Source organism: Streptomyces coeruleorubidus (genome assembly GCF_028885415.1).
GTDB lineage: Bacteria > Actinomycetota > Actinomycetes > Streptomycetales > Streptomycetaceae > Streptomyces > Streptomyces coeruleorubidus_A.
The window spans coordinates 5464353-5481437 of record NZ_CP118527.1 but is presented as its reverse complement, the minus strand read 5'-3'; the positions used below and the strand labels follow the sequence as shown (position 1 = coordinate 5481437).

The following is a 17085-nucleotide window of genomic DNA, read 5'->3' as shown; positions in this document are numbered from 1 at the left end:
TTCCGGGGCCTCGTCGTGCTCGGGGTGCGGACACCCGCTAGATCTCGTACGTCTGCCGCGGTGCCGCGAGGCCGACCTGACCGTCGTAGACCGCGCGGGCGTCGGTCAGGTTGACCTGCGGGTCCGTCCACGGCGGGATGTGGGTCAGGACCAGCCGGCGGGCACCCGCTCGGGCAGCGGTCTCGCCCGCCTCGCGGCCGTTGAGGTGCAGGTCGGGGATGCTCTCCTTGCCGTGCGTGAACGCCGCCTCGCACAGGAACAGGTCGGCGTCCCGGGCGAGTTCGTCCAGGGCGGGGCTCACACCGGTGTCGCCGGAGTACGTCAGGACCTTGCCGTCGTGTTCGACGCGGATGCCGTACGCCTCCACGGGGTGGGCCACCCGCTCGGTGTGCACCGTGAACGGGCCGATCTCGAAGGTGGACGGCTTGACCGTGTGGAAGTCGAAGACCTCGCTCATGGAGGAGGCGGAGGGGGTGTCCGCGTAGGCGGTGGTCAGCCGGTGTTCCGTGCCTTCCGGTCCGAAGACGGGGAGCGGATCGCAGCGGCCGCCGTCGTGGCGGTAGTAGCGCGCGACGAAGTAGGCGCACATGTCGATGCAGTGGTCGGCGTGCAGATGGCTGAGGAAGATCGCGTCGAGGTCGTAGAGACCGCAGTGGCGCTGCAACTCGCCCAGGGCACCGTTGCCCATGTCGAGAAGCAGCCGGAAGCCGCCGGCCTCGACGAGGTAGCTCGAGCAGGCCGATTCCGCGGACGGGAACGACCCCGAGCAGCCGACGACGGTGAGCTTCATGAAGCAGAAACCTCCGCTGGCGGGATAAGTCTGAGAGGGGCGTCGGGGGTCGTGCGGTGCGTCGAGCGTAAGGCGCAAAACCTCCGGTAGCTCCTCCGCCAAGGGCTGTTGTGGGCGAACTCACCTGTGGTGTCACCGGTTCGGCTGGCAGCGCGCGGCGTGATCCTTGCGAGGGGGGCGCGGGGGAGGGATGGCGCCGGTACCGTCTCAGTATGGACACGTCCTGGTGGCTGGCGCTCGCCGCGGTGGTACTGCTCGCGCTCGTCGCCACGCTCGTCGACGGCTGGGGGCGGCGGTCGGTGGCGCGGCGGGGCCGGACGGCGGTGGGAACCGCCACGGTGGCGGGCCTGCCGCAGCCGGCGGAGATCTGGTGGGCCGACGTTCCCTACGAGGACGAGGCCCGCACGAAGGACCGGCCCTGCCTGGTGCTGGCGGTGCGCGGGGAGCGGGCGACCGTAGCGAAGATCACCACCCGGTTCCGGCGCGAGCGCACCGGCGTGATCCCCCTCCCCCCGGGCTTGGTCGGCGACACCCAGGGCCGCGCGAGCTTCCTGGAGACGGACGAGCTGCGGGAGGTCCCGGTGTGGGGCTTCCGGAGACGCGTCGGGGTGGTTGACCCGGCGCTGTGGGACCAGGTCCGGTACTTGGCCGGGTGAGAGCGGGGGCTCACGGTGCGGTGTCCGCGCGGGAACATGCCGCGGGCCTGGCGCGGGCCTGGCGCGACGATCGTGAAGGTCGACTGAGCGCGTCAACTGGACGCGACGACCGACCGCGAGAGCCGGGCGGATCGGCCAGAGCGGCTCAACCAGGCGATGGAGCACATCGAGCGCCACCTCGACGAGTCCGTGGACGTCGCCGAGCTGGCGCGGATCGCGGCCACGTCGGAGTACCACCTGCGCCGGATGTTCTCCGCGCTGGCAGGCATGCCCCTGTCGGAGTACCTGCGCCGCCGGCGGCTGACCGTCGCGGGCGCGGAGGTGCTCGCGGGCGGCGAGACGCTGCTGGAGATCGCGGTGCGCTACGGCTACGGCTCGGGCGAAGCGTTCGCACGGGCGTTCCGCGCGATGCACGGCGTAGGCCCGGGCGAGGCCCGGCGCACCGGCGCCGCGCTCGTCTCCCAGCCCCGGCTGACCTTCCGTCTCACCGTCGAAGGGAGCAGCAGCATGCAGTACCGAGTAGTGGACCGCCCGGCCTTCACGGTCGCCGGCTTCAAGTCCCGGGTGCCGCTCGTGCACTCGGGCCCGAACCAGGCGATCGTCGACTTCGTCCGCGGGATCGACAAGCAGGCCCTGGAGCGCCTCGGAAAGCTCTCGGACCAGGAGCCGCACGGCATCGTCGCGGTCTGCGACGACCTGGACCCGAGCCGCGCCGAGGGCACCGAGCTCGACTACTACCAGGCGGTGATCACCGCGACGTCCGCCCCGGCGGACGCCCCCGCGGGCATCACCACCCTGCCCGTCCCGCCCGGCACCTGGGCGGTCTTCACCACCTCCGGCCCGGCGCCGCAGGCCATCCAGGAACTGTGGCGGGACGTGTTCACCGAGTGGTTCCCCTCCAACCCGTACCGCAGCCGCCCCGGCCCGGAGATCCTGCGGACCGACCTGTCGGCGGACGGGACGAGGGCGGACGCCGAGCTGTGGCTGCCGGTGGAACGGGAGTCCACCCGCTGACGCCGAAGGCCCCAGGCCGGAATCGATCCGACCTGGGGCTTTCGGCAGAGCCGGGAGTGGGCTCGGGGAAAAGCCCCACACCCACCCCAGCCACTCACGAGCCACTCGGAGCCGCTCACGAGCCGCTCAGAGCCACTCAGAGCCGCTCATGGCAGTCCGCGGCGACTATCGCGGCGCGACCGCCTCCGCGGTGTCCTTCCGCCGGGACCGCTCCCGGACCAACGAGATCGCGATCACCACCGCGGCGACGAGCACCGAGAGCAGCACCTGGCTGCGGCCGCCGCCCTCCTTCTCGTCGGTGAGCATGTAGACGAGCACGAACGCGATCATCGCGATCGTCGCCCACGTCAGATAGGGGAACAGCCACATCCGGACGATGAGCTTCTCCGGGCTCTCGCGCAGGATGATCCCCCGCATCCGCAGTTGCGAGAAGCAGATGACCAGCCACACGAAGAGCGCGACGGCGCCCGAGGAGTTCAGCAGGAACTGGAAGACCGTGTCCGGCCACAGGTAGTTGAAGGCGACCGCCACGAAGCCGAAGACGACGGAGGCCAGGATCGCGGCCTGCGGCACACCTCGCGTGTTCGTCCGTACGAAGGACCGCGGGGCGTCGCCGCGCTGCCCGAGGGAGAAGGCCATCCGGGAGGCGGTGTACAGGCCGGAGTTGAGACAGGACAGCACGGCGGTCAGCACGATGAAGTTCATGATCTCGCCGGCGTGCGGGATGCCGATCGAGTCGAGGGCCGCGACGTACGAGCCCTTCTTCTGGATCGCGGGGTCGTTCCACGGCAGCAGGGCGACCACGACGAGGATCGAGCCGACGTAGAAGACGCCGACCCGCCAGATCACGCTCCTGGTGGCCTTGGCCACCGCCCGCTGCGCGTCCGAGGACTCACCGGCGGCGAGGGTGACGATCTCGCTGCCCATGAAGGAGAAGACGACCAGCAGGATGCCGGTGAGGATCGCGCCCGGCCCGTTCGGCAGGAAGCCGCCGTGCTCGGTGAGGTTCCCGAATCCTGTCGCGGCATGGTCGGAGCCGGGCAGCACACCGAAGATCGCCAGCCCGCCGAGAACGATGAAGCCCGTGATGGCGACGACCTTGATGCCGGCGAACCAGAACTCGAACTCGCCGAAGGAGCCGACCGAGGCCAGGTTCGTGGCGGTGAGGACCGTCATCACGATCAGAGCCCAGGCCCACTGCGGTACGGCCGGCACCCACCCTTCCAGGATCACCGCACCCGCGGTTGCCTCCACGGCGAGTACGACGACCCAGAAGAACCAGTACAGCCAGCCGATCGAGAACCCGGCCCAGCGGCCGAGCGCCCGGTCCGCGTAGGCCGAGAAGGATCCGGAGGTCGGGTTGGCCGCGGCCATCTCGCCGAGCATCCGCATCACGAAGACGACCAGGGCGCCGACCAGTGCGTAGGACAGCAGGATGCCGGGCCCGGCGGCAGCGATACCGGAGGCGGAGCCCACGAAGAGACCGGCACCGATCACCCCGCCGATGGCGATCATGGACAGATGGCGGTTCTTGAGACCGGCCTGAAGACCTGCCTGCTGCTCCGGAGGCTGACCACTGGTGGGTGCGGCGGTGTCGGAGGCCAGAGAATCAGGGGGACGTGTAGTCATGTCGACATCCATGGGGTCGTTGGGAGTGCCGTGCTGTGCGTCAGGAGGGACGGCCGGGGCACTGACGATTCCCGGAAGCGTTCACGGTGCGGTTCGCGGAATCCGGATGCCGTACTGGTGACGTGGTCGTCACCGCACGTCCGCGTACTGCTCCGTCTCCTCGTGGGAGGTGGGCCGCATCACTTGCGGAAATGGATTTGCGCAAGCGTATGGGGGCTCATGGGGCCAAATGTTTGTGAAGTCTGAACAAACTCGCCCTCGATGGCTGTACAGGCGGCCAATGCGGAACCGGTTCAGCTGGTGGGCGGCAGCCGCAGCTGGAGCATGGCCAGCAGACGCTGGTCGGGACGGCTGAGATCGAGGCCGGTCAGCTGCTCGGCCCGGCGGAGGCGGTACCGCAGCGTGTTGGGGTGCACATGGAGCTGTGCGGCGGCCGCCCGTATGTCACCGAAGGAGTTCAGGTACGTCAGGAGGGTCTCGGCGAGCCGGCCCTGGTGCCGGCTGTCGTGCGAGAGCAGGGCGGTCAGTCGCGGATCCCGTATCTCGGGGTGGGCGGAGAGCAACGTCAGTATCTCGCTGACCAGCACCTCCGCCTGGATGTCCGGCAGCGCGGCGACCGCGACGGTCACTCCGGCGCTCACCATGGCGTCGAGTATGCGGTCGGCCTCCCGGCGTGACTCGGGGACGTCCCCGAGCCTCGGCACCAGGCAACCGACCGAGCCGCGCAGCGGCAGGCCCAGGTGGCGGCGTGCGGCGTCGGTGATCTCCTGGGTCCAGCCGCGCAGCGTGTCCGTGTCGATGCCGCGGGGCAGTTGGGGCAGGAGCACATAGATACGGGGATCGACCTGAGTGACCAGGGCGCTGCGGTGCCGGGCGGCGATGTGCACGGAGACCAGGTTGGTGACCTCGGTGTGGGTCAGTTCCGGTGCGGCGACGCCCTCCGGAGTCTCGTACGCCTGCGTGGTCCCGTACGAGAAGCCCAGCACGGCGGCCGGGCGGGTGGCGTCGAATCCCAGGTGGGTGGCGAGCGGCTGCGGTCCGGTGCTCCCGTCCAGGAGTCCGGCCAGCAGGGTCCGGGTGAGCGTCACATCGTCCGAGAGCTCCCGGCGACGGCGTACGAGATGGAGCGCCGCGACCCGGGCGGCACCCAGCAGTGCCTGGCGCGAGCGGTCGGACAGCGGAATCGAGCCTTCCTGCACCCAGATGGTGCCCAACTGCCGGTCCCCGGACCGGATGGCCACCGCGAGCCGACGGCGGATGCCCAGCTCGGGGTGGCTGTCGATACCGATCACCTCGTCGCTGGAGTGCAGATGCTGGAACACACCCCACTCACGCAGCTTCGCCAGATACCCCTCCGGTCCCTGCCAGCCGAGGATGGAGCGCCGACGCAGGTCGTCCGCCTCGTCGGAGTCGGTGGTGCGGGAGTAGGCCAGCACCCGGTTCGCGGCGTCCTCGATGCTGACGATGCCGCTGGTGAGGATGGCGGTGGTCTGGGCGAGCGAGAAAAGGTCGCCCTCCTCGGCCCCCATGCCGGGCTCGCCCGGCGGTGCGTCGTCGAGGGCGGCCCGGGCCAGCGCGTTCACCTGCTCCCAGCGTGCTTCGCTGCGCAGCGAGAGCAGGGCGACCCCGGCCTCGGCAGCGGTCTCGCTGAGCGCCGCGGCCTGGCCGGGCCCGTCCAGCTTGACCACCACGGCAGCGGCTCCGTCCCGCCCGGCGGCCCGCAGTGCGGGAAAAGCGGCCCGGCCACGGGCACCGATCACGAGAACCAGCTCGCCCGGCTGTGCGGTCGGCGGATCCTCGGGATCGAGCAGCGAAACCCCACGGATCTCGACGTCCAGCCCGGCGGGAGCGGCCTGCACCTCCACCAACGAGTCCCCCAGCACCATCAGCAACTGACGCAGGCCGATGCTCGCTGCGGTGGGAGACACTGCGGCCGGATCCATGATCGTCGCCTCTGCTGGGAGCCATGGCGGAGATCTGATGCTATCCGCAGGGGCGGCGTGGACAGGTCAGCTGTCGCGGGACGCCCTCACCTCCCCCCTCACCGTGCTCAACGCTTCGGCCGCCCTCGCGTCCGCCTCCGTCGCCGTGGCCCCCCGCACCGTGATCCAGCCGACGCGTTGGAGGTTGTCCGGGGGGTCGCCCACCGGGTCGCCGGGGCGGAGAGTGAGGGCGGTGGCGATGACGTGGGGGCCTTCGGGAAGGCCGGTGACCTGGGTTGAGGGTTCCCGCGTGGGGTGGGAGGAGGAAGCGGATGGCGGCGGCTTCGTCGCGGCTCCGGGTGAGGTCCGGCGGCATGCCCGGGGCCGTCTGGAGGTAGGCGCGGGCCTCGTCGATGCCGGTGGCTTCCGTGACCAGGGTCATGATGTGGTCCCCGGGCGGGCGCGCGCCGACCTCGATGATCTTCGGGGTGCCGTGGCTGTCGAGCTTCAGTTCCGTGTGGGCGACGCCGTTGCGGAGGCCGAGGGCACGGACTGTGGACCACGGAGACGCCGATCGATGCCGCGTTCTCGGCCGGCTCTCCGACCACCGGCTGGTGGAGCACGTGTACAACGCGCTGGGCGTTGAAGTCCTTCGAACGGGAAGAGAAGTCACTGCTGCGCGCCGCTGCCGCCCAGGGGCTCCCCGCCCCCGTTATGTTCTTCGCGGTCCTGCAAGAGGGCCACTGGCCTCCGGGCCCGGTATGGCTGGTCCCCCCTGTCGAACGGATGACCTGGGGGGTGGTGCCACCGGGCCCGAGAGGCGCCGTGGGAGACGCTGATGAGAGGTCCGACTACCGCCCGGCCGGGCGCAATGCCCGGCCCTTCGCAGGCGGCAGGTCTGCATAACGTGGATGCGCGCACGACGCCAACGCCCGGGCCAGTACCGCACCAACCCGTTCGGGAGGACGGCTTGAACGACAGCGACGAGATAGGCGTCTTCCTCGGCCTGGACGTCGGCAAGAGCGCCCACCACGGGCACGGCCTCACCCCGACCGGCAAGAAGGTCTTCGACAAGCAGCTGCCCAATACCGAACCGAAGTTGCGGGACGTCTTCACCAAGCTGAAGACCAAGTTCGGCACCGTCCTGGTGATCGTGGACCAGCCCGCCTCGATCGGCGCCCTGCCCCTGACGGTCGCCCGCGACGCGGGCTGCAAGGTCGCCTACCTGCCCGGACTCGCCATGCGCCGGATAGCCGATCTCTACCCCGGCGAGGCGAAGACCGACGCGAAGGACGCCGCGGTCATCGCCGACGCGGCCCGCACGATGCCACACACCCTGCGCTCGCTGGAGGTCAGCGACGAGATCACCGCCGAGCTGACAGTTCTGGTCGGCTTCGACCAGGACCTCGCGGCTGAGGCCACCCGCACCAGCAACCGCATCCGCGGCCTGCTCACCCAGTTCCACCCCAGCCTGGAGCGCGTCCTCGGCCCCCGGCTCGACCATCAGGCCGTCACCTGGCTGCTGGAACGCTACGGATCTCCGGCCGCGCTGCGAAAAGCCGGCCGCCGCAGGCTCGTTGAGGTGATCCGGCCCAAGGCTCCCCGGATGGCGAAGCGGCTGATCGACGACATCTTCGAGGCCCTCGACGAGCAGACCGTCGTCGTTCCGGGCACCGGCACGCTCGACATCGTGATCCCGTCGCTGGCCCGCTCGCTCAGCGCCGTCCATGAACAGCGACGGGCGACGGAAGCCCAGATCGCAGCCCTGCTGGAGGACCACCCTCTTTCAAAGGTCCTGACGTCGCTGCCCGGCGTCGGCGTCAGGACCGCCGCCACGCTGCTGGTCACCGTCGGCGACGGCACCAGCTTTCCCACCGCCGCGCACCTGGCCTCCTACGCCGGCCTCGCCCCGACCACGAAGTCGTCGGGCACCTCGATCCACGGCGAGCACGCCCCACGGGGCGGCAACCGGCAGCTCAAACGGGCGATGTTCCTGTCCGCGTTCGCCGCCCTGCACGATCCCGCCTCCCGCACCTACTACGACAAGTGCCGGACCAGAGGAAAGACCCACACACAGGCCCTCCTCCGGCTCGCCCGGCAACGGATCAACGTGCTGTTCGCGATGCTCCGCGACGGCACCTTCTACGAACCCAGAACCCCACGCCTCGCTTGACGAAGGACATAGAGGCACCCCCCGGTCTCCCTCCCCCCTCCCGGAGCACGACGTTGGCACCCATGGGTCAGCAACAGACATCACCGTCCACCGCAACGGCACCCCCCGTGCCGCCGCACACGTCCACCCGAGGATGGCTGGCGGTCGTCGCCGTCGCCTTCGGCGTCTTCACCGTGACCGCCACCGAGACGATGCCCGTCGGGCTGCTCCCCGAAATGGCGTCCGGTCTGCGGGTCTCGGAAGGAACCGTCGGGCTGACGGTCACCCTCTACGGCTTGTTCGCCGGCATCCTCGCCCCGGTCCTCACCGCGACCACCCGCCGTCTCGACCGCGGACGGCTGCTCCTCGTCATCCTCACGGTGTTCGTCGTGGGCAACGTGCTCACCGCCCTGGCCGTGAACTACGTGTGGCTGATGCTCGTCAGACTGCTGATCGGATTCATCCACGGCGTGCTGTGGGCCATCGTCGCGAGCATCGCCGTACGGCTGGTGCCACCGGCCCATTCCGTGCGGGCGACGGCCGTCGTGTTCTCCGGCATCTCCCTGGCCACGGTCCTCGGAGTCCCCCTCGGCACCATCGTCGGCCAGTGGCTGGACTGGCGTGCCGCCTTCTGGGCCCTGGCCGCTTGCAGCGCCGTCGCGCTCACCGCCGCCGCAGTGCTGATGCCTCCGATGCCCGCGCGCGGCGGCGTCTACCTCTCCGAGCTGCCGCGCCTGATGAGGACCGGCAACCTGCGCACCGCAGTGGGTGTGACGGCCGTCGTCGTGATCGGCCACTACGCCGCCTACACCTACGTCACCCCCTTCCTTCTCCGGAACGTCGGCGTGGCCCCGAACATGATCGGCATACTGTTGCTCTCCTTCGGCGCCGCCGGCGTCGCGGGCAACTTCCTGGCAGGAGCGGTCATCGACCGCGGCCCGGCGCTGCGCACGGTGGTTCTCGGCCTCATCGTCGGTACCGGCGGCTCGATGGCCCTGTTGCTCGCCGCCGGCACCTGGAAGCCGGCGGCGGTCGTCTTCCTGCTGGGCTGGGGGCTCGCCTACTCCGCGCTTCCGGTCGCCCTGCAGACCCTGGTCCTCCGCAGCGCCCCCGACGCGCGGGAAGCGGCGACCTCCCTCTACGTCCTGTCCTTCAACGTCTCCATCTCCCTGGGAGCCCTCTTCGGCTCCCTCGCCCTCGACCACTCGGGCCCGTCGCTGGTGATGGTCGCCGGCATGGCCTTCTGCGCCCTCGGCCTCCTCCTGGCCATGTTCCTGCGCCCCGAGCGGACGGTGACGTGATCCGTATGAACGATCGACCGCGCGGCAACAGGGAAGCCCTCGGCCGCCGGCGGCCACTCCCCTCGCGCACCCCGTCGACAGCCGGAACTGACCAGGCATGAACCAATCGACGAAAGCAGCAGGTCACGGCACATCCAATGCGTAGGCCGCCAGACCCACCACCGCCCGGACAGGACGGCACGCACAAAACCCCCAGGCCATAGGCTTGACCTGGGGTTCCAGGCGTCCGCGCTCCCCCATGGTGGCACCATGCCGAAGCAGTTTGTCGAGATCGCACAGGCGAGACGGCAGTCAAGATGCGCAGGCTCCTCGCTTGCACCCTTCGCACCACCGAGCACGGCTCACACCACCGAGCACGGCGGCACGTGCAGCAATGGCAACAGCCCCTGGAGATACAGCCCTCTCGGCCGTCGGACCCAGGACCCCCGCGCCGGATGCCACGTGGCGCCGAAGGCCGGCCCCGCCTCCCAGGACACCCGGCAGCTCCGCAGCACGGGTTGCCGCTCGGCTACCGGGCGGCGCAGACCCGGACGAAGGCGTCGGCCAGTTCGGCGGGGCGGGTGAAGCAGCCCTCGTGGCTGCCCGGGGTCTGGACGATCAGCGGGTTCTTGAGCCGCTGCGGGAAACGGTTGCCCCAGGCCCACTCGCCGGGCAGGGAGAGGTCCTCGGTGGACAGGACGTAGGCGGTAGGGAGGTCTAGCGCGGTGAACGCCGACGTGTCCGGCTTCTCGGTGAAGGTGCCCAGGGGCTGGGGGACGAGGAGGGAGTGCACGATGCGCTGTGTCTCCTCGTCGGCGTCCTGCATGAACGCCTGCTGCCAGACCTCCAGGGGCAGCGTCACCGTGTCGTTGCCGGGGGCGGCCGCCAGGGCGTGGAACATCTCGCCGTAGTGCGGCGGGCACGCGTCGATCAGCGACTCGCCGTCGTTCGGCACGAACGCGCTCCAGAACACCAGGCGCCGTATTCGGGCAGCGAGCCTCGGGGCCGCGCCGGTCAGAACGTAACCGCCCCAGCTGTGGCCGACCAGGGTGATGTCGTTCAGTCCGGCACTCTCGACGTATGCCACGAGGCTGTCGGCGCAGTCGGTGAGAGTGACGCCGCGCGGGTCGTCGTCGGCGCCCAGACCGGCCAGGGTCGGGGTGTGCACTTCGTGTCCGGCCGCCCTGAGCTCGTTCGCGACCGGGCGCCAGGCCCAACCGCCGTGCCAGGCTCCGGTCACCAGGACGAAGGTCTCGCTCATGCCGATCTCCCTTGATCGAATGATGAAAGCTGGATTCACAACCAGCGCGGAACGCCCGGGAGTTCACCCGTGACAAGCAGCTCGTCGATGCCGCCCCGGCCGGTGAGCCAGGCGGCGAGGGCGTACGGCGGTCCGGTGACCGTGACACCGGTGGAGGGCGTGCCGAGCACGACGGTGCCGTGGCCCTCCGCCGTGAGCTCGGCCCCGGTGTCCGCCCCCAGGCGGGCCGACATCCACCCGGCCACATCGCGCACGAGGGCCCACGCCAGGTCGGACGGCAGGACGTCCATGCCGACACCGACGTCCAGGTCGACCAGGTGGATCCAGACCTCGCGGACCCGGAGCCAGGGCACTTCCGAGGCCGGGATCTCGCGCCCCTGACCGCTGACGACCGTGGCCGACCAGGCGTCGCCGGACAGGGCCTCGGCGGCGTTCCGGAACCGGGCGGCGGACTTCCGTACGTCCGCCCGCTGTTCGGCCAGGGGCCGTCCGGCGCCCGCCTCGATGTCCGTGGCGCGCTGGTCCGGCGAGGCGTACATGGGCGTACGGATCCCCGTCCGGGCCCAGGTCAGCAGGTTGACCAGGGCGTCGGCGTTGCGGGCGAGGTGGGTGAGCAGGTGGCCGCGGGTCCAGCCGGGCAGGGCGGACGGCTCGGTCACCGCGTCGGCGGTCAGCGCGTCGACCGCCCGCTGCAGCGCGAGCTGCCCGTCCTCGACCCAGTCCAGAAGTGTGGCGACGGGGACCTTCACGGCTTGTCCTCGACGATCGTGTTCACGCACTCCCCGATGCCCTCGACCACGGTCCGTACGACCTGCCCGGGCTTCAGGAACACCTTGGGATCGCGGGCCGCGCCGACCCCGCCCGGGGTGCCGGTGAGGACGAGGTCGCCCGGCTCCAGGGTCGTGAACGTGCTGAGGTAAGCGGCGATGTGGGCCGGGGTGAAGAGCAGGTCGGACGTGCGCGAGCGCTGCATGACCTCGCCGTCCACCTCGAGGCGGATCTCCAGGTCGGCCGCGTCGTCGACCTCGTCGCCGGTCACCAGCCAGGGTCCGGCCGGCGTACTGGCCTCCCACGCCTTGCCCTGGAGCCACTGCGGGGTGCGCCACTGCCAGTCGCGCATGGAGATGTCGTTGACGACGGTGTAGCCCGCGATCGCGGCCGCCGCCTCCTCCTCGGTGGCCCGGCGGCGCAGCCCGGAGCCGATGACGAAGCCCAGTTCGGCCTCCCAATCCAGCTCCTCCGTCTCGCCGGGATGGACGATGTCGTCGCGCGCGCCGAGCAGGACGTTGGCGAATTTGCCGAAGAGGGCGGGGTACGACGGCATCTCGCGGCCCATCTCCGCGATGTGGGTGCGGTAGTTGTGGCCCACGCAGAAGATCTTGGCCGGGGTCGTGACGACCGGGGCGAGGTCGAGAGCCGCCACGTCGTGGGCCGGGCCGTCGGCGGCGGCCGCGTACGTACGCCAGTCGGGGCGGCGCAGCAGGGCGGCGACGTCGGGGGCTCCGGTCTCCACGGCCCGGTCGCCGTCGAGGCGGACGGCCGCCGTGCCGTCGGCAGTGCGAATGGTGGCGAGCTTCATGCGCGGGTGCTCCCGGTCGTCTCGGTGCGGGCGAGGTTGAGCGCCTCGTAGAGGGGCGCGTCGTTGAAGGTGAACAGGTCGAGCTGGGTGTGCGCGGCGATGGTCAGCGCGCACCAGGAGGGGACGGCGATCAGGTCGCCGGCGGACACTTCGATCACGCGGTCGTCGAGGGTGACGGTCCCGCTTCCGTGGAAGACCTGCCAGACGGAGGAGCCGACGGTTCGGCGGGTGGCTGTCGTAGCGCCCGCGCGCAGGCGGTGCATCTCGGTGCGCAGGCTGGCCAGGGCGTCACGGCCGGTGCCGGGGTTGGTGAAGCGGATGCCCGCGTGGCCGGGCTCGATGACCCCCGCGTACCCCTCGTCCTCCAGCTCCAGCTGGGCGGTGAGGGCGTCGTCGGTGTCGGCCCGACGGTAGGCCATGAGCGGGGAGTCAGGGCTGTCCTCGGCCGCGATCGGGCGCAGCCCGGGACGGCCCCACAGCCGCTCGTTGCGCGACCGGGTCGGGGTCGACCGGTCCGACACGCCGTCCTCGCCGAACTCGAAGAACCCGGCGTCGAGGCGGTGCACGAGCGGGATGTCGAGGCCGTCCAGCCACACCATCGGCGCGTCACCGACGTGGTGGTGGCCGTGCCAGTGCATCGACGGGGTGAGGAGCAGGTCGCCGGGCCGCATCTCGACCGCGTCGCCGTTGACGACCGTCCAGACGCCCTCGCCCTCCAGGATGAACCGGAAGGCGCCCTGCGAGTGACGGTGCGCGGGGGCGACCTCGCGGGGGCCGAGGTACTGAATGGCCGCCCAGAGGTTGGGAGTCGCGTACGGCCGTCCGGGCAGGCCGGGGTTGGCGAGCGCGATCGCGCGGCGTTCCCCGCCCCGCCCGACCGGGACCAGGTCGCCGGACCGGCGGGCGAGCGGCAGCAGGGTGTCCCACTGCCAGACGTGCGGGACGGCCTCGGGCTGCGGGGTGAGCGGCATGAGGTTGCCGATCTCGGTCCACAGGGGGATGAGTCCGGCCGCCTGGAATCCGTCGTACAGCTTGCGGAGTTCGGGGTCCGTCTCCTCCGGGGCTATGACGGTGTCACTGGTCATCGAGGGTTCCTTCGGCGTCGAGCCGGCGCGTGATGTCGGCGCGCAGCGCTTTCTTGTCGATCTTTCCGACCTTGGTGGCGGCGAGTTCGGGGACCGTCACCAGCCGGTCCGGGAACTTGAAACGCGCGATACCGGCGCGCTCCATGACGTGGTGGATGTCGTCGAGGGTCACCGTGCGGCCCGGTTCCGGTACGACGTAGAGGCAGACTCGTTCGCCGAGTTCGGCGTCGGGCATCGCCACGGCGGCGGCGCGGGCGACGCCGGGGGTCTGGTAGGCGAAGTTCTCGATCTCCTCGGCGGAGATGTTCTCCCCGCCCCGGATGATCATGTCCTTGTCGCGGCCCTCGACGACGAGGTTGCCGTCGGGCAGCAGCCGAACGATGTCACCGGTGCGGTACCAGCCGTCCTCGGTGAAGGCGCGGGCGTTCTGCTCCTCGGCGCGGTAGTAGCCGCGCGGGGTGTACGGGCCGCGGGTGAGCAGCACGCCGGGGGTCCCGTCGGGGACGGGGTCGCCCAGCTCGTCGACGACGAGGAGTTCGTCGTCCGGGCACATGGGGCGTCCCTGCGTCGTGCAGATGACGTCCTCGGGATCGTCGAGCCGCGTGTAGTTGAGCAGGCCCTCGGCCATCCCGAACACCTGCTGGAGCGTGCAGCCGAGTTCGGGGCGGACGCGGCGGGCGACGTGGTCGGCGAGCCGGGAGCCGCCGACCTGGAGCACGCGCAGCGAGCTCAGGTCGGCCTCCGCGTGGTCGCGGTGGTGGTCCAGCCAGCGCTGGGCGATGGCCGGGACCAGGGCCGAAGCGGTGACGCCCTCCTGCTCGATCAGCGCGAACGCCTTCTTGGGGTTGGGGGAACCCAGCACCACCCGGCCGCCGTGCAGCAGCGTGCCGAGCAGGCCCGGGCAGGCGAGCGGGAAGTTGTGGCCGAGGGGCAGCGCGGCGAAGTACACCGTGTCCGCCCCGAATTCACAGACCTCGGCGCTGCGACGGGCGTTGTAGACGTAGTCGTCGTGCGTGCGGGCGATGAGCTTGGGCAGACCGGTCGTACCGCCGGAGAGCAGGAAGACGGCGATCGAGCGGCTGTCGGGCCGGTACGCGTCCACGACGGCCCGGTCCGCCGGCGTGCCGGGCGCGGCGCACAACTCCCGCAGGTCCACGGCGCCGTCGCCGACCTTGTCGCCGAGCACCAGGACGTGCTGGAGGGTTGACGACTCCTCGGCGATCTCGAACGCCATCGCCTGGTGGTCGTGGTCCTTGAGGAAGTCGGGGACGGCGACGGCGACCGCCTCGCTGTGCTCGACCAGGTAGCCGACCTCGTGCTTGCGGTGCCCCGGCAGCGCCATCACCGGGATGACCCCGAGGCGCAGACAGGCGTACGTGAGGATCACGAACTCGGCGGTGTTGGGCAGCTGCACCACGAGCCGGTCGTCGGGGCGGAGCCCGAGCGCGGCCAGGCGCCGTGCGGCGGCGTCCGCGCGCTCGGCGAGCCCCCGGTACGTCAGGCGGCGGTCGCCGTCCACGAGCGCGACCGCGCCGGGAGTCGCGTCGGCGGCGGCGCGCAGCCGGTCGCCGATGGCGTGGCCCTCCCAGTAACCCTTCGCGGTGTAGCGCTCGGCGTACTCCGCGGGCCAGGGGACAGCGCCGTTGCTGCTCGGCCTTGGCATGGTCGTTCTCCTCAGGTGCGGTCGGCCGTGCGTACGATCACGGCGTCCAGGGCTATCAGTCCATCGGCAGTCAGCCGCAGCGGGTTGATCTCGATCTCGGCGGTGTCGGGGCTCGCGGCCAGGGCGGCGGCGAGGGCGGACACGACCCGCCCGAACTCGGCGCGGTCGAGCACCGGCCCGCCGCGCCAGCCGTCGAGCAGGGCACGGGCGGCCAGGTCGTCGGGCATCGAGGCGGCCTCGGCCACCGGGAGCGGGGCGAGCCGGATCGCCACGTCGGCGAGCGCCTCGGTGGCCGTACCGCCCAGCCCCGCCAGCACGACCGGCCCGAACACGGGGTCCCGGCGCACGCCGAGCACGAGGTCGACACCGGCCGGGGCCATGGCCTCGACCAGACAGCGCCGGTCGCGTCCGATGGCGTCCAGCGCCGCATCCAGCTCGTCGGGGGTGCGCACGCCCAGGTGGACCCCGCCGACCTCCGTCTTGTGCAGGATCGCGGCGTCGAGCACCTTGACCGCGACGGGCCCGCCCAGCAGGCGCAGGGCGTAGTGGGCGTGGGCGGGGGTGTCGCAGGCGACACGGTCCGGGGTGCGGATGCCGAGGTCGGCGAGGAAGGTCTTGGCGGCGTCCTCGTCCATCGGGCCGGGGGGAACGGTGGCGATCGGCGGCGGCGAGGCCCCGTCCACCGGCAGGGCCCGCAGTCGGGCATGGGTCACCAGCGCCCGTACGGCGTTGGCGGCGGACGCCGGTCCGGTGAGTGCCGGAATTCCCGCCTTGTGCAGCCGCGCCCGCTGCTCGGCCACGTCCTCGGGGAGGCCGCCGACGACCACCACGGCCGGGGAATCGGCACCGAGGCCGGCGTCCTGGGCGGCCGAGGCGAGGTCGACGCTGTCGGGCTCGGTCAGGGCGTAGACGGACAGCAGGTCCACCTCCGGGTCGGCGGCGGTGGTGTCGAGCACGCGGGCGAAGGTCTCGCCGGGCCGGCCGGTGTCGACCGGGTTGCGCTGGTAGGTGAGCGGGGGCAGCAGCCCGCCCAGCGTGCGCTGCGTGGCCTCGGACAGCTCCGGCGTCCGGATGCCGTCCGTGCCTGCCCGGTCCGCCAGCAGCAGCCCCGGCCCGGCCTGGGCGGTCACGATGCCGAGCCCCGGGTCCGGGTGCGGACGCAGCTGGACCCGGGAGAGCGCGGTGAGCGCGTCCACCATCTCCCGCTCGTCGTCCACGACCACCGCCCCGGCCTGCCGCAGCGCGGCCCTTGTCGTACGCCAGCTCGTGGCCAGCGCCCCGGTGTGCGACCGGGCGAAGTCACCGACGTCACTGCGGCCGACGACCAGCGCCACGACCGGCTTGACGGCGGCCACCAGCCGTACGGCGGCCACCAGCCGCGGCCCGTCCGGAACCGTCTCCAGGTGCAGGGCCACGGCTGTCGTACGACCGTCCCCGGCGAGGTGTTCCAGTACGTCCGCCGCCGTCACGTCGAGGCCCGCCCCGATGCCCACACCGAGGCTGATGCCGTTCCCGGCGGTCACCAGGTCGAAGGCGAGCGCGTGGTTGACGCCACCGCTGGCCGCGACGACCGCGACGTCCCCGGCGGGAAGCTGCCCGGCGGCGGGCACGAAGCTGGCCGTCAGGCCGAGATGAGGCGCGAAGAAGCCGGAGGTGTTGGGGCCGAGCAGCCGGATGCCGGTCTCGTCGGCGACGCGGCGCACCGCCTCCGCGTACTCCTCGCCCTCCGGGCCCGCCTCGCCGAAGCCGCCCGCGCAGATCAGCGCGGCACGGCAGCCCGCTGCGGCCGCCTCGGCGAGCGCGTCCGCGCAGCCGGCCGCCGGCACGCACAGCACGGCCAGGTCGAGCCGTCCGCCGACGTGCTCGGCCGCTTCGGCGACCGAGGCGTACACACCCTCGCCGGGGTCCGGGCGGCGCGCGTTGACGAGGGCGCGGGCCCTGGGGAAGGCGGCCAGGGAACGGGCCATGGCGGCGCCGAGCTTGCCGCTCTGCCGCGAGGCGCCGATCACGACCACGCCCTCGGGGGCGAAGAGCGGCATCAGGTTCGTGGTCAT

General features: G+C 71.6%; 14 protein-coding genes. 4 read left to right on the top strand and 10 right to left on the bottom strand.

Annotated features, from left to right (window positions below; all coding sequences use genetic code 11):
* Nucleotides 1-37: 37 nt before the first annotated feature.
* Nucleotides 38-790 carry an MBL fold metallo-hydrolase gene (locus tag PV963_RS25470; protein WP_274818060.1) on the bottom strand — a complete coding sequence of 251 codons (753 nt, stop codon included), beginning with the start codon at nt 788-790 and terminating at the stop codon, nt 38-40.
* A gap of 212 nt (nt 791-1002) precedes the next feature.
* Here PV963_RS25470 and PV963_RS25465 point away from each other — a divergent pair, with 212 nt between their 5' ends.
* Both PV963_RS25465 and PV963_RS25460 read left to right on the top strand, forming a co-directional pair.
* Nucleotides 1003-1446 carry a type II toxin-antitoxin system PemK/MazF family toxin gene (locus tag PV963_RS25465; RefSeq protein WP_274818059.1) on the top strand — a complete coding sequence of 148 codons (444 nt, stop codon included), beginning with the start codon at nt 1003-1005 and terminating at the stop codon, nt 1444-1446.
* Between the two features lie 156 nt (nt 1447-1602).
* Nucleotides 1603-2460 (top strand): AraC family transcriptional regulator, encoded by an 858-nt coding sequence (locus PV963_RS25460; RefSeq protein WP_274818058.1) that lies wholly within the window; start codon nt 1603-1605, stop codon nt 2458-2460.
* 165 nt (nt 2461-2625) lie between these two features.
* On the opposite strand, the gene PV963_RS25455 is transcribed toward PV963_RS25460, so the two are convergent.
* From PV963_RS25455 to PV963_RS25445, 3 genes are all read right to left on the bottom strand, one after another.
* Nucleotides 2626-4089, bottom strand: a complete 1464-nt coding sequence (locus tag PV963_RS25455; RefSeq protein ID WP_274818057.1) for an amino acid permease — start codon at nt 4087-4089, stop codon at nt 2626-2628.
* Nucleotides 4090-4382: 293 nt separating this feature from the next.
* On the bottom strand, nt 4383-6017 hold the full coding sequence (locus tag PV963_RS25450) for a PucR family transcriptional regulator (RefSeq protein ID WP_274818056.1): 1635 nt from the start codon (nt 6015-6017) through the stop codon (nt 4383-4385).
* 81 nt (nt 6018-6098) lie between these two features.
* A complete protein-coding gene (locus PV963_RS25445; protein ID WP_274822114.1) occupies nt 6099-6272 on the bottom strand; it encodes a hypothetical protein in 174 nt (57 codons plus the stop codon).
* A 709-nt stretch (nt 6273-6981) separates the two neighbouring features.
* Between PV963_RS25445 and PV963_RS25440 the strand changes: the two genes are divergently transcribed.
* Both PV963_RS25440 and PV963_RS25435 read left to right on the top strand, forming a co-directional pair.
* Nucleotides 6982-8184, top strand: coding sequence for an IS110 family transposase (locus PV963_RS25440; RefSeq protein WP_274814173.1), 1203 nt, complete (start codon nt 6982-6984; stop codon nt 8182-8184).
* Nucleotides 8185-8246: 62 nt separating this feature from the next.
* Nucleotides 8247-9464 carry an MFS transporter gene (locus PV963_RS25435; RefSeq protein ID WP_274818055.1) on the top strand — a complete coding sequence of 406 codons (1218 nt, stop codon included), beginning with the start codon at nt 8247-8249 and terminating at the stop codon, nt 9462-9464.
* Nucleotides 9465-9972: 508 nt separating this feature from the next.
* Here the strand turns inward: PV963_RS25435 and PV963_RS25430 are convergent.
* Genes PV963_RS25430 through PV963_RS25405 form a run of 6 tightly spaced genes read right to left on the bottom strand, consistent with a single transcriptional unit; the run spans nt 9973 to nt 17085 of the window.
* Entirely contained in the window at nt 9973-10704 is a 732-nt protein-coding gene (locus PV963_RS25430) for an alpha/beta fold hydrolase (protein WP_274818054.1), read from the bottom strand.
* 35 nt (nt 10705-10739) lie between these two features.
* A complete protein-coding gene (locus tag PV963_RS25425; RefSeq protein ID WP_274818053.1) occupies nt 10740-11453 on the bottom strand; it encodes a maleylpyruvate isomerase family mycothiol-dependent enzyme in 714 nt (237 codons plus the stop codon).
* Complete coding sequence (locus PV963_RS25420; RefSeq protein WP_274818052.1) at nt 11450-12283, bottom strand: fumarylacetoacetate hydrolase family protein; 834 nt, start codon at nt 12281-12283, stop codon at nt 11450-11452. Before PV963_RS25420 ends, PV963_RS25425 begins: the two co-directional genes overlap by 4 nt.
* Complete coding sequence (locus tag PV963_RS25415; RefSeq protein WP_274818051.1) at nt 12280-13368, bottom strand: cupin domain-containing protein; 1089 nt, start codon at nt 13366-13368, stop codon at nt 12280-12282. Before PV963_RS25415 ends, PV963_RS25420 begins: the two co-directional genes overlap by 4 nt.
* The gene (locus PV963_RS25410) at nt 13358-15031 is read right to left on the bottom strand and encodes a (2,3-dihydroxybenzoyl)adenylate synthase (RefSeq protein WP_274818050.1); all 1674 of its coding nucleotides are present in this window, start codon (nt 15029-15031) and stop codon (nt 13358-13360) included. The genes PV963_RS25415 and PV963_RS25410 overlap by 11 nt, the downstream gene beginning before the upstream one ends.
* Nucleotides 15032-15042: 11 nt before the next feature.
* A complete protein-coding gene (locus tag PV963_RS25405) occupies nt 15043-17085 on the bottom strand; it encodes an acetate--CoA ligase family protein (RefSeq protein ID WP_274818049.1) in 2043 nt (680 codons plus the stop codon).

Bases quoted from the DNA above. Each gene is read 5' to 3' on its own strand.
- PV963_RS25470 (WP_274818060.1), bottom strand. From the start codon at position 790: ATGAAGCTCACCGTCGTCGGCTGCTCGGGGTCGTTCCCGTCCGCGGAA.
- PV963_RS25455 (WP_274818057.1), bottom strand. From the start codon at position 4,089: ATGACTACACGTCCCCCTGATTCTCTGGCCTCCGACACCGCCGCACCC.
- PV963_RS25415 (WP_274818051.1), bottom strand. From the start codon at position 13,368: ATGACCAGTGACACCGTCATAGCCCCGGAGGAGACGGACCCCGAACTC.
- PV963_RS25410 (WP_274818050.1), bottom strand. From the start codon at position 15,031: ATGCCAAGGCCGAGCAGCAACGGCGCTGTCCCCTGGCCCGCGGAGTAC.
- PV963_RS25430 (WP_274818054.1), bottom strand. From the start codon at position 10,704: ATGAGCGAGACCTTCGTCCTGGTGACCGGAGCCTGGCACGGCGGTTGG.
- PV963_RS25460 (WP_274818058.1), top strand. From the start codon at position 1,603: ATGGAGCACATCGAGCGCCACCTCGACGAGTCCGTGGACGTCGCCGAG.
- PV963_RS25465 (WP_274818059.1), top strand. From the start codon at position 1,003: ATGGACACGTCCTGGTGGCTGGCGCTCGCCGCGGTGGTACTGCTCGCG.
- PV963_RS25435 (WP_274818055.1), top strand. From the start codon at position 8,247: ATGGGTCAGCAACAGACATCACCGTCCACCGCAACGGCACCCCCCGTG.
- PV963_RS25405 (WP_274818049.1), bottom strand. From the start codon at position 17,085: ATGACCACGAACCTGATGCCGCTCTTCGCCCCCGAGGGCGTGGTCGTG.
- PV963_RS25420 (WP_274818052.1), bottom strand. From the start codon at position 12,283: ATGAAGCTCGCCACCATTCGCACTGCCGACGGCACGGCGGCCGTCCGC.